The organism is Streptomyces sp. NPDC048612 (assembly GCF_043199295.1).
Lineage (GTDB): Bacteria > Actinomycetota > Actinomycetes > Streptomycetales > Streptomycetaceae > Streptomyces.
Genome location: NZ_JBICVV010000008.1, coordinates 189,757 through 204,400, shown reverse-complemented (window position 1 = coordinate 204,400; position 14,644 = coordinate 189,757). Strand labels below are relative to the sequence as shown.

11 protein-coding genes are annotated in these 14,644 nt (G+C 71.9%); 4 read left to right on the top strand and 7 right to left on the bottom strand.

The window, feature by feature from the left end; all coding sequences use genetic code 11:
• Nucleotides 1-107: 107 nt before the first annotated feature.
• Nucleotides 108-2,153 carry a 1-deoxy-D-xylulose-5-phosphate synthase gene (gene dxs / locus ACGFN2_RS15310; RefSeq protein WP_393360468.1) on the top strand — a complete coding sequence of 682 codons (2,046 nt, stop codon included), beginning with the start codon at nucleotides 108-110 and terminating at the stop codon, nucleotides 2,151-2,153.
• Between the two features lie 196 nt (nucleotides 2,154-2,349).
• On the top strand, nucleotides 2,350-3,873 hold the full coding sequence (locus tag ACGFN2_RS15305; RefSeq protein ID WP_362607220.1) for an amino acid permease: 1,524 nt from the start codon (nucleotides 2,350-2,352) through the stop codon (nucleotides 3,871-3,873).
• A gap of 74 nt (nucleotides 3,874-3,947) precedes the next feature.
• On the opposite strand, the gene ACGFN2_RS15300 is transcribed toward ACGFN2_RS15305, so the two are convergent.
• The 3 genes from ACGFN2_RS15300 to ACGFN2_RS15290 all read right to left on the bottom strand — a co-directional run bounded on the left by ACGFN2_RS15300 (nucleotide 3,948) and on the right by ACGFN2_RS15290 (nucleotide 7,807).
• Nucleotides 3,948-4,346: an NTP pyrophosphohydrolase gene (locus ACGFN2_RS15300; protein ID WP_362607218.1), complete on the bottom strand. Its 399-nt coding sequence runs from the start codon at nucleotides 4,344-4,346 to the stop codon at nucleotides 3,948-3,950.
• 102 nt (nucleotides 4,347-4,448) lie between these two features.
• On the bottom strand, nucleotides 4,449-6,584 hold the full coding sequence (locus ACGFN2_RS15295; protein ID WP_393360465.1) for a 3-hydroxyacyl-CoA dehydrogenase NAD-binding domain-containing protein: 2,136 nt from the start codon (nucleotides 6,582-6,584) through the stop codon (nucleotides 4,449-4,451).
• Entirely contained in the window at nucleotides 6,581-7,807 is a 1,227-nt protein-coding gene (locus ACGFN2_RS15290; RefSeq protein ID WP_393360463.1) for a thiolase family protein, read from the bottom strand. The genes ACGFN2_RS15295 and ACGFN2_RS15290 overlap by 4 nt, the downstream gene beginning before the upstream one ends.
• Nucleotides 7,808-8,057: 250 nt before the next feature.
• Here ACGFN2_RS15290 and ACGFN2_RS15285 point away from each other — a divergent pair, with 250 nt between their 5' ends.
• Nucleotides 8,058-8,747 (top strand): PepSY domain-containing protein, encoded by a 690-nt coding sequence (locus ACGFN2_RS15285; RefSeq protein WP_393360460.1) that lies wholly within the window; start codon nucleotides 8,058-8,060, stop codon nucleotides 8,745-8,747.
• A 96-nt stretch (nucleotides 8,748-8,843) separates the two neighbouring features.
• Here the strand turns inward: ACGFN2_RS15285 and ACGFN2_RS15280 are convergent, their stop codons facing one another.
• The 3 genes from ACGFN2_RS15280 to ACGFN2_RS15270 form a co-directional block, all read right to left on the bottom strand.
• A complete protein-coding gene (locus ACGFN2_RS15280; RefSeq protein ID WP_393360458.1) occupies nucleotides 8,844-10,118 on the bottom strand; it encodes an HRDC domain-containing protein in 1,275 nt (424 codons plus the stop codon).
• A 77-nt stretch (nucleotides 10,119-10,195) separates the two neighbouring features.
• Nucleotides 10,196-10,858, bottom strand: a complete 663-nt coding sequence (locus tag ACGFN2_RS15275) for a response regulator transcription factor (protein ID WP_018536954.1) — start codon at nucleotides 10,856-10,858, stop codon at nucleotides 10,196-10,198.
• Between the two features lie 352 nt (nucleotides 10,859-11,210).
• Nucleotides 11,211-11,867, bottom strand: a complete 657-nt coding sequence (locus ACGFN2_RS15270; RefSeq protein WP_362613827.1) for a DUF3000 domain-containing protein — start codon at nucleotides 11,865-11,867, stop codon at nucleotides 11,211-11,213.
• Between the two features lie 147 nt (nucleotides 11,868-12,014).
• Between ACGFN2_RS15270 and hemE the strand changes: the two genes are divergently transcribed.
• On the top strand, nucleotides 12,015-13,082 hold the full coding sequence (gene hemE, locus ACGFN2_RS15265; protein WP_393360456.1) for a uroporphyrinogen decarboxylase: 1,068 nt from the start codon (nucleotides 12,015-12,017) through the stop codon (nucleotides 13,080-13,082).
• 52 nt (nucleotides 13,083-13,134) lie between these two features.
• Here hemE and ACGFN2_RS15260 read toward each other — a convergent pair whose 3' ends face one another.
• A complete protein-coding gene (locus ACGFN2_RS15260; RefSeq protein ID WP_393360454.1) occupies nucleotides 13,135-14,517 on the bottom strand; it encodes an FAD-dependent oxidoreductase in 1,383 nt (460 codons plus the stop codon).
• Between the last annotated feature and the right edge of the window lie 127 nt (nucleotides 14,518-14,644).

The following is a 14,644-nucleotide window of genomic DNA, read 5'->3' as shown; positions in this document are numbered from 1 at the left end:
CCGAGTGACATACATCGCAAGGCCCGGGCGTCGCCACAGCGGACGCAACATTAGACTCGTCTGATCGGCAAGCTCGATCCACGGCAGCAAGCAGCAAGGAGGCAGGGGTGCAGGAGGTGCCGCGCGAAGCGCGTCCGGCCGGGGCGGTGGCGGGCGACGGGAGGTCGCTGCTTTCCCGGATCAGGGGACCGCGCGATCTGGACCGACTGGGCACGGAGCAGCTCGGGCAGCTGGCGGGGGAGATCCGTACCTTCCTTGTCGATGCGGTGTCCAAGACCGGCGGGCACCTCGGCCCGAACCTCGGCGTGGTCGAGCTGACCATCGCCCTGCACCGGGTCTTCGACTCGCCGAAGGACAAGGTGCTCTTCGACACCGGGCACCAGTCCTACGTCCACAAGCTGCTCACCGGCCGTCAGGACTTCTCCAGGCTCAAGGCGAAGGGCGGCCTGTCCGGTTACCCCTCCCGCGCCGAGTCCGAGCACGACGTCATCGAGAACAGCCACGCCTCCACGGTGCTGGGCTGGGCCGAGGGCATCGCCAAGGCCAACGAGGTGCGCGGTTCGGACAACCGGGTCGCCGCGGTCATCGGTGACGGCGCACTGACCGGCGGCATGGCCTGGGAGGCGCTGAACAACATCGCCGACGCCAAGGACCGCCCGCTCGTCATCGTCGTCAACGACAACGAGCGCTCCTACGCACCGACCATCGGCGGCCTCGCCAACCACCTGGCGACCCTGCGCACCACGGACGGCTACGAGCGCTTCCTGGCCCGCGGTAAGGACCTGCTGGAGCGCACGCCCGTCGTCGGCAAGCCGCTCTACGAGACCCTGCACGGCGCCAAGAAGGGCCTCAAGGACTTCATCGCCCCCCAGGGCATGTTCGAGGACCTGGGCCTCAAGTACGTCGGCCCGATCGACGGCCATGACATCGAGGCGCTGGAGTCCGCCCTGACGCGCGCCAAGCGCTTCGGCGGCCCGGTCATCGTCCACTGCCTCACCGAGAAGGGCCGCGGCTACCAGCCCGCCCTCCAGGACGAGGCGGACCGCTTCCACGCCGTCGGCAAGATCCACCCCGACACCGGCCTGCCCATCTCCTCGGGCGGCAAGGACTGGACCTCCGTCTTCGGCGACGAGATGGTCGAGCTGGGCAAGGAGCGCGAGGACATCGTCGCCATCACGGCGGCCATGCTCCAGCCCGTCGGACTGGACAAGTTCGCCAAGGCCTTCCCCGACCGCGTCTTCGACGTCGGCATCGCCGAGCAGCACGCCGCGGTCTCCGCCGCGGGCATGGCCACCGGCGGTCTGCACCCGGTCTTCGCCGTCTACGCCACCTTCCTCAACCGCGCCTTCGACCAGGTGCTGATGGATGTGGCGCTGCACAAGTGCGGTGTCACCTTCGTGCTGGACCGGGCCGGCGTCACCGGCACCGACGGCGCCTCCCACAACGGCATGTGGGACATGTCGATCCTTCAGGTCGTACCGGGGCTGCGGATCGCCGCGCCGCGCGACGCCGACCAGGTCCGCGCCCAGCTGCGCGAGGCCGTCGAGGTCGACGACGCGCCCACCGTGGTGCGCTACTCCAAGGGTGCCGTCGGCCCCGCCGTCGAGGCCGTCGGACGGATCGGCGGCATGGACGTGCTGCGCGAGCCCGCCGAGGGCGTCACCCGGCCCGACGTCCTCCTGGTGTCCGTCGGCGCGCTCGCCCCGATGTGCCTGGAGATCGCCGACCTGCTGGACAAGCAGGGCATCTCCACCACCGTCGTCGACCCCCGCTGGGTCAAGCCGGTCGACGCGGCGCTGCCGGGGCTGGCCGCCAAGCACCGGGTCGTGGTCACCGTCGAGGACAACGTCCGCTCCGGCGGCGTCGGTTCGGCCGTCGCCCAGGCGCTGCGCGACGCCGGGGTGGACCTGCCGCTGCGTGACTTCGGCATCCCCGAGCAGTTCCTCGACCACGCCTCCCGCAAGGAGGTCATGGCGGAGATCGGGCTCACCGCACCGGACATCGCCCGCCAGGTGACCGGCCTGGTCTCCAAGATCGACGGCCTGTCCCAGTCGCTCCGCCCGGTCGGCGGGGACGACACGGACACCGCGGAGACCTCCGGGGCCGCCCGCGTCAAGGGCGCGGCCGAGCCTGCCGAGGCCACCCGCGACTGATCCCGCAGACGGCACGAGGGGCCGGGCCGGTCATCCGTACGGATGTTCCGCCCGGCCCCTCGGCATACGTACGGCCGCACCCCATCGGGTGAATCCCCGGCGCCCGGAGGCCCGCCGAAGCTGACTGTTTCCCGACATTGCGGAGACTCGGTCAGTTCAGGAGAGTTGCGAGGGTCGTCCAGGCGGAGGTTCGCCCATGAGCACACAGCACGGCACACCACATGATTCACGCCGCAGTCGCGGTATGTTCCGGACGAAGACTGTGGAGCAGTCGATCCTGGATACCGAGGAACCGGAGCACGCGCTCAAGAAATCGCTGTCCGCGCTCGATCTGACCGTCTTCGGTGTCGGTGTCGTCATCGGCACCGGCATTTTCGTTCTCACCGGAAAAATCGCCAAGGAGCAGGCCGGCCCCGCCGTCGCCCTGTCCTTCGTCGTCGCGGGCGTGGTCTGTGCGCTGGCGGCGCTGTGTTACGCCGAGTTCGCCTCCACCGTCCCGGTCGCCGGGTCGGCCTACACCTTCGCGTACGCCTCCCTGGGAGAGTTGCCGGCCTGGATCATCGGCTGGGACCTGATCCTGGAACTCGCCCTGGGCTGTGCGGTGGTGGCGGTCGGCTGGTCCGGCTATGTGCGCTCCCTGCTGGACTCCGCCGGGCTGCATCTGCCCGCCGGGCTGTCCGGCACCCACGAGGGGCAGTTCGGCTTCGACCTGCTCGCCTTTGTGCTCGTCCTGGTGCTGACCGGTGTCCTGGTGCTCGGGATGAAGCTGTCCTCGCGGGTGACGGCGGTGGTCGTCGGGATCAAGGTCACCGTCGTCCTGCTGGTCATCGTCGCCGGTGCCTTCTTCATCAACGGCGCCAACTACACGCCGTTCATCCCGCCCAGCGAGCCCAGTGAGACCGGCGGCGGGCTGAACGCGCCGCTGGCCCAGCTGATGTTCGGCTTCGCCCCCGGCAACTTCGGGACCATGGGCATCTTCGCCGCGGCGGCCGTGGTCTTCTTCGCCTTCATCGGCTTCGACATCGTGGCCACCGCCGCCGAGGAGACCCGCCACCCGCAGCGCGACGTACCGCGCGGCATCCTCGGCTCCCTCGCCATCTGCACGCTGCTCTACGTGGCCGTGTCGGTCGTCGTGACCGGGATGCAGAAGTACAGCAAGCTCTCCACCGACGCCCCGCTCGCCGACGCCTTCAAGGACCTCGGACACCCCTTCTACGCGGGCGTGATCAGCTTTGGCGCCGCCGTCGGCCTGACCTCCGTCTGCCTGATCCTGCTGCTCGGCCAGAGCCGGGTGTTCTTCGCGATGAGCCGGGACGGGCTGCTGCCGCGGATCTTCTCGCGGTCCCACCCGCGGTTCGGCACCCCCTACCGGTCGACCCTCGTGCTGGGCGCCGTCGTCGCCGTCGTCTCCGGCTTCACCTCGATCGACGAACTCGCCGAACTGGTCAACATCGGCACCCTGTTCGCGTTCGTCGTGGTCGCCGTCGGCGTCGTCCTGCTCCGCCGCTCCCGGCCCGACCTGCCCCGTTCCTTCCGCACCCCGCTGGTGCCGCTGGTGCCGGTGCTCTCGGTGGCGGCCTCGGTGTGGCTGATGCTCAATCTGCCCGCCGAGACCTGGGTCCGGTTCGGGATCTGGATGGTGGCCGGCTTCGCCATCTACTTCCTCTACGGGCGCGGGCACAGCCGCCTAGGCCTCCGCAGCCGCCCGTCCCGGAACTGACCCGCCCGGCCCTTCCGGACCCTCCGGCCGGCCCCGTACGCCGCTCCCGCCGCGGTGTGCGGGGCCGTGCCGCGCTATCCGCGGTCCGCGCCGCGCCCCCGGCCCCACACCGCCCGCGGCCCCGTCACCCGGGCGCCCAGCGCCTGGACCCGCTCCCGCAGCCCGCGGTCCGCGGTGACCACCAGACAGTCCCGCCCGTCGCCCTCGTCCGCCACCAGCCGCACGATCCGGTCGTCGCCGCTGCCGTCCGCCGGCACCACCCGGACGCCCTCGACGGACGCGACGCCGCGCGCCGCGCCCTCCACCACCAGAACCATCTCCAGGGGCGGTGCCATCAGCCCCGGCAGGCCCCCGGCGACGTAGCCGGGCAGCGCGTCGCGCAGCCGCTCCGCCGCGCCGTGCCGGTCCCGCCACCAGCCGTCGGGCACCGAGCCGACGACGTTCGCGGCATCGACGATCACCAAGGAATCCATGGCGCCAGCCTCCCATGCCGGGCCGCCGCCGGTCCGGACACACGGAAGCGCGGGCCGGCTCCGCCGAGCCGGCCCGCGCATCCCGCTGTCAGCCGTGCACCCTTAGGCGGGCACGCTCGCGACACCCGGGGCCAGGAACTTCTTGCCGGTCGCCCGCTCGGAGACACCCGCGCGGTCCAGGTACGGCGTGATGCCGCCCAGGTGGAAGGGCCAGCCGGCGCCGGTGATCAGGCACAGGTCGATGTCCTGCGCCTCGGCGACCACGCCCTCGTCCAGCATCAGGCGGATCTCCTGCGCCACCGCGTCCAGGACGCGCTCGCGGACCTGCTCCTCCGTCAGGACGGCATCGCCCTGCTTGAGGAGCGCGGCGACCTCGGGGTCCAGCACCGGCGCGCCGGAGTCGTAGACGTAGAAGCCGCGCTTGCCGGCCTCGACGACCGCCTTGAGGTTCGGGGACACCTTGAAGCGGTCCGGGAAGGAGCGGTTGAGCGTCTCGGAGACGTGCAGACCGATCGCCGGGCCGACCAGCTCCAGCAGCACCAGCGGCGACATCGGCAGACCGAGCGGCTCGATCGCCTTCTCCGCCGTCTCGACCGGGGTGCCCTCGTCGATGACGTTCTGGATCTCGCCCATGAAGCGGGTCAGGATGCGGTTGACGACGAACGCCGGGGCGTCCTTGGTGAGCACCGCGGTCTTCTTCAGCTTCTTGGCGACACCGAACGCGGTGGCCAGCGAGGCGTCATCGGTCTTCTCGCCGCGCACGATCTCCAGCAGCGGCAGGATCGCGACCGGGTTGAAGAAGTGGAAGCCGACGACCCGCTCGGGGTGCTTCAGCTTCGACGCCATCTCGGTGACCGACAGCGAGGAGGTGTTGGTGGCGAGGATCGCGTGCGCCGGGGCGACGGCCTCGACCTCGGCGAACACCGTCTGCTTGACGCCGATCTCCTCGAAGACCGCCTCGATGATGAAGTCGGCGTCGGAGAAGCCCTCGGCCTTGTCGAGCACACCGGAGACCAGGGCCTTGAGGCGGTTGGCCTTGTCCTGGTTGATCCGGCCCTTGCCGAGCAGCTTGTCGATCTCGGCGTGGACATAGCCCACACCCTTGTCGACGCGCTCCTGGTCGATGTCGGTCAGCACGACCGGCACCTCCAGGCGGCGCAGGAACAGCAGGGCCAGCTGGGAGGCCATCAGACCGGCGCCGACGACACCGACCTTGCTGACCGGACGCGCCAGGTTCTTGTCCGGCGCACCCGCGGGCCGCTTGGCGCGCTTCTGCACCAGGTTGAACGAGTAGATGCCGGCGCGGAGTTCGCCGCCCATGATCAGGTCCGCCAGGGCCTGGTCCTCGGCGTCGAAACCGGCCTGCAGGTCGCCGTCCTTGGCGGCGGCGATGATGTCCAGCGCCCGGTAGGCGGCCGGAGCGGCGCCGTGCACCTTGCCGTCGGCGATGAACCGGCCCTTGGCGACGGCCTGGTCCCAGCCCTCACCGCGGTCGATCTCGGGGCGCTCGACGGTGACGTCGCCCTTGAGGACGTTCGCCGTCCAGATCAGCGACTGCTCCAGGAAGTCCGCGCCCTCGAAGATCGCGTCCGCGATGCCGAGGTCGAAGACCTGCTTGCCCTTGAGCTGCTTGTTCTGGTTGAGGGAGTTCTCGATGATGACCGAGACGGCCTTGTCCGCGCCGATGAGGTTCGGCAGCAGCGCGCAGCCGCCCCAGCCCGGGACGAGACCGAGGAAGACCTCGGGCAGCGAGAAGGCGGGTACGGCCTGGGAGACCGTGCGGTACGAGCAGTGCAGACCGGCCTCGACGCCGCCGCCCATCGCCGCACCGTTGTAGTACGCGAAGGTCGGCACGGCCAGATCGGACAGCCGCTTGAAGACCTCGTGGCCGCCCTTGCCGATGGCCAGCGCGTCCTCGTGCTTCTTCAGCAGCTCGACGCCCTTGAGGTCGGCGCCGACGGCGAAGATGAACGGCTTGCCGGTGAGGCCGACGCCGACGATCTCGCCGTCCGCGGCCTCCTTCTCGACCTGGTCGAGCGCGGCGTTGAGGTTCGCCAGCGAGCCGGGCCCGAAGGTGGTCGGCTTGGTGTGGTCGAAGCCGTTGTCGAGCGTGATCAGCGCGAACCGGCCCGCGCCGTACGGCAGATCGAGGTGGCGGACGTGCGCCGACGTGACGACCTCGTCGGGGAACAGCTCGGCTGCGCCCTTCAGGAGTTCGGCGGTGGTGGTGGTGCTCACTTGTCGCCTCCGGCGTCCTTGTGGTTGGGGTTCTCCCAGATGACCGTCGCGCCCATGCCGAAGCCGACGCACATGGTGGTCAGGCCGTAGCGGACCTCCGGCTGCTCCTCGAACTGCCGGGCCAGCTGCGTCATCAGCCGCACGCCGGAGGAGGCCAGCGGGTGGCCGAAGGCGATGGCGCCGCCGTACTGGTTGACGCGCGCGTCGTCGTCGGCGATGCCGTAGTGGTCGAGGAAGGCGAGCACCTGCACGGCGAACGCCTCGTTGATCTCGAAGAGGTTGATGTCCTCGATGCCCAGGCCCGCCTTGGCGAGCGCCTTCTCGGTGGCCGGGATCGGGCCGTAGCCCATGACCTCGGGCTCGACGCCGGTGAAGGCGTAGGAGACCAGGCGCATCTTCACCGGGAGGCCGTTCTCCCGGGCGAAGTCCTCGGAGGCGATGATCGAGGCGGTGGCACCGTCGTTGAGACCGGCGGCGTTACCGGCGGTGACGCGGCCGTGCGTACGGAACGGCGTCTTCAGGCCCGCGAGGCTCTCCAGGGTCGTCCCGGGACGCATCGGCTCGTCGGCGGTGACCAGGCCCCAGCCCGTCTCGCCGACCTCCGCGTTGGTGTTGCGCACCGAGACCGGCACCAGATCCCGCTGGATCTTCCCGTTCGCGTACGCCTTCGCCGCCTTCTCCTGCGAGCGCACCGCGTATTCGTCGGCCCGCTGCTTGGTGATGTGCGGGTAGCGGTCGTGGAGGTTCTCCGCCGTCATGCCCATGAACAGGGCCGACTGGTCGACGAGCTTCTCGCTCACGAACCGCGGGTTGGGGTCCACGCCCTCACCCATGGGGTGGCGGCCCATGTGCTCGACACCACCGGCGATGACGGCGTCGTACGCACCGAAGGCGATGGAGCCGGCGGTCGCCGTGACGGCGGTCAGCGCACCGGCGCACATGCGGTCGATGGAGTAGCCGGGGACGGACTGCGGGAGGCCCGCGAGGATGCCGGCCGTGCGGCCGATGGTCAGGCCCTGGTCACCGATCTGGGTGGTGGCGGCGATGGCGACCTCGTCGATCTTCGCGGGGTCCAGGTCCGGGTTGCGGCGCAGCAGCTCCCGGATGGCCTTCACGACGAGATCGTCGGCGCGGGTCTCGTGGTAGATGCCCTTCGGGCCCGCCTTGCCGAACGGGGTGCGGACGCCGTCGACGAAGACGACGTCCCTAGCGGTACGAGGCACGTTGGCTCTCCTCCAGGTGCGGGGTGGCACTGCTGCTGCGGGGCGCCCCGCGGGGCGCTTCCCACCGACATGCTACTTACGGGTAACCAAGCTGCACACCCCCACCGCCCGGAGCGTTGAAGGTCACACCCGGCGGATGCCCCGGCTACGGGGTGAGTGCGCCGCAACCGGTGGAAACCGGTGATCGAAAACGACGGAACACCGTCGGGTCTTGGGGCAATTCATCCCATCACACACCTAAAGTGCCCGTATGGATACGAACAGGAGTGGTGTCGTGGTCCGGCGCGGACGTCCGGCGGGGCCGCGCACGATCGGACTGGTCTGTGCCGTCGCCGCCGCGGGCGCGCTGCTGTCGGGCTGCGGGACCAGCGACGACACGGGAAGTCCCCAGAAGAGCGCGGGCTCGCCGGCGGTGCCCGCCACCGCCGCCGCCTCCCCGAGCGGTTCGCTCAGCTCGGACCAGGCCCAGCGCAAGGCCCTGGTCCCCAAGGCCAAGGTGGACTACGGCCAGGCGCTGAAGGCGGCGATCGCGGCCGTCCCGTCCTCGGAGGCGATCGCCGCCGAGCTCAAGGGGACGCCCGCCAGCCCGTATTGGGACACCGCGGTCGCGACGAGCGACGGGACGGCGTACGCCGTGCGCGTCGACGCGGTCTCCGGCAAGGCCCAGAAGCCGCAGCCCCAGTCGGACGACCCCGACGACAAGCAGGAGCTGGCCGGCCGGCTGTCCAAGGCCACCGTCACCGCCCAGCAGGCCGCTGAGACGGCGACCGAGAAGACGAAGGGCACCGTCACCACCATCGAGCTGGGCGACGCCGACCACGGCAACGACACCGTGGCGTGGACCGTCGGCGTGGTGACCCCCGACGACTGGAACGAGACGACCTACGAGATCGATGCGACCAACCGCAAGGTCCTGTGGATGAACGTCGACCAGGACTGAGCGACCAGGACCGAACGACCGGTACCGGGTGACCGGTACCGAGCGACCGTACGCACTGCCCCGGGCCGGCACCTTCCGCCGCCCGGGGCAGTCGCGTCAGCCGGCGTCCGTCAGCAGCGCCTCGGTGAGGAGCGGCGCGACCTGCTCGATCTGCCAGGGGCGGGCGCCGTGGCCGGACAGCACCTCGGCGACCGCCTCCCGGGTCGGCTCGGCCGGCGGCTCCCAGCACAGCCGGCGCACCGTGTCCGGAGTGATCAGGTTCTCCTGCGGGAGGTTCAGCTCCTCGGCGAGCGCGGTGACCCCCGCGCGGGCGGCCGACAGCCGGGCCGCGGCGGCCGGGTCCTTGTCGGCCCAGGAGCGGGGCGGCGGCGGGCCGTTGAGCGGCTGGCCGGGCTGCGGCAGCTCGCTCTCGGGCAGCGCACGGGCGCGGTCCACGGCGGCCTGCCACTGCTCCAGCTGCCGGCGGCCCATCCGGTGGCCGAAGCCGGGCAGCCCCGCCAGCGCGTGACTGTTGGGCGGCAGGCTCAGCGCCGCCTCTACGATCGCGGCGTCCCCGAGCACCTTGCCCGGCGAGACGTCGCGCCGCTGGGCGACCTGGTCACGGGCCGTCCACAGCTCCCGTACGACCGCCATCTGGCGGCGCCGGCGGACCTTGTGCATGCCGGAGGTCCGGCGCCAGGGGTCCTTGCGGGGCGGCGGCGGGGGAGCGGCGGCGATCGCCGCGAACTCCTGCCGGGCCCACTCCAGCTTCCCCTGCTGCGTCAGCTCCTCCTCCAGCGCGTCCCGCAGGTCCACCAGCAGCTCGACGTCGAGCGCGGCATAGCGCAGCCAGGGCTCGGGCAGCGGGCGGGTGGACCAGTCGACGGCGGAGTGGCCCTTCTCCAGGGCGAAGCCGAGCACGTTCTCGACCATGGCGCCCAGGCCGACCCGGGCGAAGCCGGCCAGCCGCCCGGCCAGCTCGGTGTCGAACAGCCGGGTGGGGACCATCCCTATGTCACGCAGACACGGCAGGTCCTGGGTGGCGGCGTGCAGCACCCACTCGGCGTCGCCGATCGCCTCCCCCAGCGCCGACAGGTCCGGGCAGCCGACCGGGTCGACCAGCACGCTGCCGGCGCCCTCGCGGCGCAGCTGTACGAGGTAGGCGCGCTGGCCGTAGCGGTAGCCGGAGGCCCGCTCGGCGTCGACGGCCACCGGGCCCGTGCCGGCCGCGAAGGCCGCCACGACCTCGGCGAGGACCTCGTCGGTGGCGGTCACCGGGGGGATGCCCTCGCGGGGCTCCAGGAGAGGGACCGGCGCCGGTCGGGTATCCGGAGGAGAGTCTCCGGTCGCTCGCAGTGTCGTGTCTGCTGCGGTCTTTTGGGCGTCGGTCACCAGTCAAGGGTATCTGTGTATGCACGTCGCCCGTCGAGGGAACGTTCCCTCGACGGGCGAGCCGGTCGTCCGGTGGGTCAGTGGATGATGCCGGTACGCAGTGCGACCGCCACCATTCCGGCCCGGTCGCCGGTGCCGAGCTTGCGGGCGATACGGGCGAGATGGCTCTTGACGGTCAGTGCCGACAGCCCCATCGAGACACCGATGGCCTTGTTGGACTGGCCCTCCGCCACCAGCCGCAACACCTCGACCTCACGCCCCGACAGCTCCCGGTAGCCGCCCGGGTGACCGGGGGCGCCCGGGGGGCGGCGCTGCATGCGGGCGGCGTTGGCGCCGATGGGCGAGGTGCCGGGACGGCCGGGAAGGCCCAGGTTGGTACGGGTACCGGTGACGACATAGCCCTTGACGCCGCCGGCCAGGGCGTTGCGTACGGCGCCGATGTCGTCGGCCGCGGACAGCGCGAGGCCGTTGGGCCACCCCGCCGCCCGGGTCTCGGACAGCAGCGTGAGGCCGGAGCCGTCGGGAAGGTGGACGTCGGCAACGCAGATGTCGCGCGGATTGCCGACGCGGGGACGGGCCTCCGCGATCGACGACGCCTCGATCACGTCGCGCACTCCGAGGGCCCACAGGTGGCGGGTGACGGTGGAGCGCACACGAGGGTCGGCCACGACGACCATGGCCGTCGGCTTGTTCGGGCGGTAGGCGACCAGGCTCGAAGGTTGCTCGAGGAGAACAGACACCGGGCCTCCTGGGGGAGTGGCGGGGGACGGAAGCCGGCTGGGGGGAGCCGGAATGATCCGTGTTTGAAGGGTCACTGACCTCTTCGGCAGCAATCCGGCGGGACTTTAGACTTTGATCACGATTTAGTTAGGGGCAATTCGGGCAAATCGGATGGGTGAGCGATCAGGGTGTGTGCCCAGAACGCTCCGAGGTGATCAGAGCCGTACGCGATCCCACCCGTATCGCGTCACCGGACCTCACCGGGGTGAGACGGCAGCGTCGGGCGTGGCGCGGCCGGACAGGGGAACGGGCGCCGGGAACGGCGAGGCGTGGGCAGCGGCAGCGCGGCAGGGCCGCGGGGAAACGCCGAGGTCAGCGCGGGTGCGCGCTGCGGCGCTGGGGCAGCGGGACGATCCCGCCGCGGGTCGTCGTGTCCAGCGGGGCCGGCGGCAGTCCCGCTACCTGGCACAGCAGATCGCACCACGACGCCAGATGCGCCGCCAGATCCGGCACCCCGCCGGGGCCCTCGGCCGGCGTCCAGGACGCCCGGATCTCGATCTGGGTCGTGGGTTCACGCGCCGCGAGCCCGCCGAAGTAGTGCGAGCCGGCACGGGTGACCGTGCCGCTCGGCGCGCCGTAGTGCACCCCGCGCGCGTCCAGCGCCCCCGTGAGCCACGACCAGGACACCTCCGGCAGCAGCGGATCGGCGCCCATCTCCGGCTCCAGCTCCGCCCGTGCCAGCGTCACCACCCGGAACGTGCCGTGCCAGGCCTCGTCGCCGGCCGGGTTGTGCAGCACCACCAGCCGCCCGTCCGCCAGATCCCGGTCCTCGCCGTCCGGACCCGCGCCGCGCTCGACGACCGCGGCCTCCAGCGCGTACGCGAACGGGGCGAGCCGTTTCGGGGCGGGCGTCGGATCGATCTCGATCTCCGGCCGCAGTCGTGCCGCGCGGAGCGCCTCGACCGCCTGACGGAAGGGGATCGGGGCCTCGTCCGCGCTGTCCGCGAGGTGTTCGTGAGCCGCAGCCATGCCCGGAAGATTAGGCGGAACCGGGCCCGCATACGGGGAGGACACCCGGTGCGCGCGTCGCCCATTCGGAGGTGCCCCCGGGCGCATGCGGAGATAACGGCCACCTGCCCCGATCGGCGGGTGGCCCGGCGTGCGAAGATTTGGGGCGTGAGCGCCAATCCCAGCCCCGCGGGCCAGCAGCAGACCGGTACCCAAGACTCGGCCTTCCTCAAGGCGTGCCGCCGTGAGCCGGTGCCGCACACCCCGGTGTGGTTCATGCGGCAGGCCGGACGCTCGCTCCCCGAATACCGCAAGGTCCGCGAGGGCATCGCGATGCTCGACTCGTGCATGCGGCCCGATCTGGTCACCGAGATCACGCTCCAGCCGGTGCGCCGCCACAACGTCGACGCCGCCATCTACTTCAGCGACATCGTCGTCCCCCTCAAGGCCATCGGCATCGACCTCGACATCAAGCCCGGCGTCGGCCCGGTCGTCGAGAACCCGATCCGCACCCGCGCCGACCTGGAGCAGCTGCGCCGCCTGGAGCCCGGCGACGTCCCGTACGTCACCGAGGCCATCGGCATGCTCGTCCGCGAGCTGGGCGGCACCCCGCTGATCGGCTTCGCCGGCGCCCCCTTCACGCTCGCCAGCTACCTCGTCGAGGGCGGCCCGTCGCGCAACCACGAGCGCACCAAGGCCCTCATGTACGGCGACCCGCAGCTGTGGGCCGACCTCCTGGACCGGCTCGCCGACATCACCGCGACCTTCCTGGAGGTCCAGATCGCGGCCGGGGCGAGCGCGGTGCAGCTCTTCGACTCCTGGGTCGGCGCGCTCTCGCCCGCCGACTACCGCCGCTCCGTGATGCCGGCCTCCGCCAAGGTCTTCCGCGCCGTCGAGGGCCGGGGCGTCCCGCGCATCCACTTCGGCGTCGGCACCGGTGAACTCCTCGGCCTGATGGGCGAGGCGGGCGCGGACGTCGTCGGCGTCGACTGGCGGGTGCCGCTGGACGAGGCGGCCCGCCGCGTCGGCCCCGGCAAGGCGCTCCAGGGCAACATCGACCCGGCCGTGCTCTTCGCCCCCCGCGAGGCCGTCGAGACCAAGGCCCGTGAGGTCCTCGACGCGGCCGCCGGCCTGGAGGGCCACATCTTCAACCTCGGCCACGGCGTCCTGCCCACCACCGACCCGGACGCGCTGACCCGCCTGGTCGAGTACGTGCACACGCAGACGGCGCGCTGAGCGACGGCGCCCCCGGGACGGCCGTGCCGGGGGCCGGCGCCGGGCCGCGGCGTCAGGTGCCCGCGGCCCGTACGGCGCTCACCGTCTTGCGGGCCGCCACCAGGACGGGGTCCCAGACCGGGGAGAACGGCGGGGCGTAGCCGAGGTCGAGGGCGGTCATCTGCTCCACCGTCATCCCGGCCGTGAGTGCGACCGCCGCGATGTCCACCCGCTTCCCGGCGCCCTCGCGGCCGACGATCTGCACCCCCAGCAGGCGGCCCGTACGGCGCTCGGCGAGCATCTTGACGTGCATCGGGCGGGCGCCGGGGTAGTAGCCGGCGCGGTTGGTGGCCTCCACGGTCGCCGTGACGAAGCGCAGTCCGGCGGCGTGCGCCTGGCGCTCCAGCAGGCCCGTCCGGGCGATCTCCAGATCGCAGACCTTGCTGACGGCGGTGCCGACGACACCGGGGAAGGTGGCGTAGCCGCCGCCCACATTGGCGCCGATGACCTGCCCGTGCTTGTTGGCGTGGGTGCCCAGCGCGATGTGCCGGGTGTGCCCGGAGACCAGGTCCAGGACCTCCACACAGTCGCCGCCGGCCCAGAGGTGGTCCTGGCCGCGGACCCGCATCGCGAGATCGGTGAGCAGCCCGCCGGAATCGCCCAGCGGCAGCCCGGCCGCGGCGGCGAGCGAGGTCTCGGGCCGGACCCCCATGCCCAGCACGACCACGTCCGCCGGGTACTCCGCGTCCTCGGTGGTGACCGCACGGGCCCGCCCCGCCGCATCCGTCAGCACACCGGTGACGCTCGTCCCGCGCACCGTCTCGATGCCCATCTGGCACATCGCCTCATGGACCAGCGCCCCCATGTCCGGGTCCAGGGTGGACATCGGCTGGGCGCTCTGCTCCAGGACGGTGACCTGGTAGCCGCGACGGATCAGCGCCTCGGCCATCTCCACCCCGATGTAGCCCGCGCCCACGACGACCGCCCGCCGGCCGGACGACGTGTCGAGGGTGTCCAGCAGGGCCTGGCCGTCGTCGAGGGTCTGCACCCCGTGCACCCCCGGCGCGTCGATCCCCGGCAGGCCGGGGCGGCGCGGCCGGGCACCGGTGGCGATCACCAGCTTGTCGAAGCCGGTCCACGACTCCCGGCCGCCGTTCTCCAGCTCCCGGGTGCGCACCCGGCCGCGGTCCAGGTCGAGTTCGGTGACCTCGGTACGCATCCGCAGATCGATCTCGCGGGCCCGGTGCTCCTCGGCCGTACGGGCGATCAGCGCGTCCGGGCCGTCGACGTCGCCGCCCACCCAGTACGGGATGCCGCAGGCCGAGTACGAGGTGAAGTGGCCGCGCTCGAAGGCGGTGATCGCCAGCTCGCCGGGCTTCCGCAGCCGGCGTGCCTGCGAGGCCGCGGCCATCCCCGCCGCATCGCCCCCGATGACCACCAGCCGCTCCGCCGCCATACCGTGTGCCCCTTCGCCGTGCTGCCGCCTCGTGCGGGTGTCCCGGTGCCACCGTCCCTGGACGGGCCGCCGGTCCGGGTACGTCACGTTACGGCCCGCACGGCGTCCGCGCGGGACGGCCGGGGCC

What these genes read in the sequence shown, in the direction of transcription:
- ACGFN2_RS15300 (WP_362607218.1), bottom strand. Translation starts at nt 4,346, where the DNA reads ATGGATTCCTTGGTGATCGTCGATGCCGCGAACGTCGTCGGCTCGGTG.
- ACGFN2_RS15270 (WP_362613827.1), bottom strand. Translation starts at nt 11,867, where the DNA reads ATGGCTGCGGCTCACGAACACCTCGCGGACAGCGCGGACGAGGCCCCG.
- ACGFN2_RS15305 (WP_362607220.1), top strand. Translation starts at nt 2,350, where the DNA reads ATGAGCACACAGCACGGCACACCACATGATTCACGCCGCAGTCGCGGT.
- ACGFN2_RS15260 (WP_393360454.1), bottom strand. Translation starts at nt 14,517, where the DNA reads ATGGCGGCGGAGCGGCTGGTGGTCATCGGGGGCGATGCGGCGGGGATG.
- ACGFN2_RS15285 (WP_393360460.1), top strand. Translation starts at nt 8,058, where the DNA reads ATGGATACGAACAGGAGTGGTGTCGTGGTCCGGCGCGGACGTCCGGCG.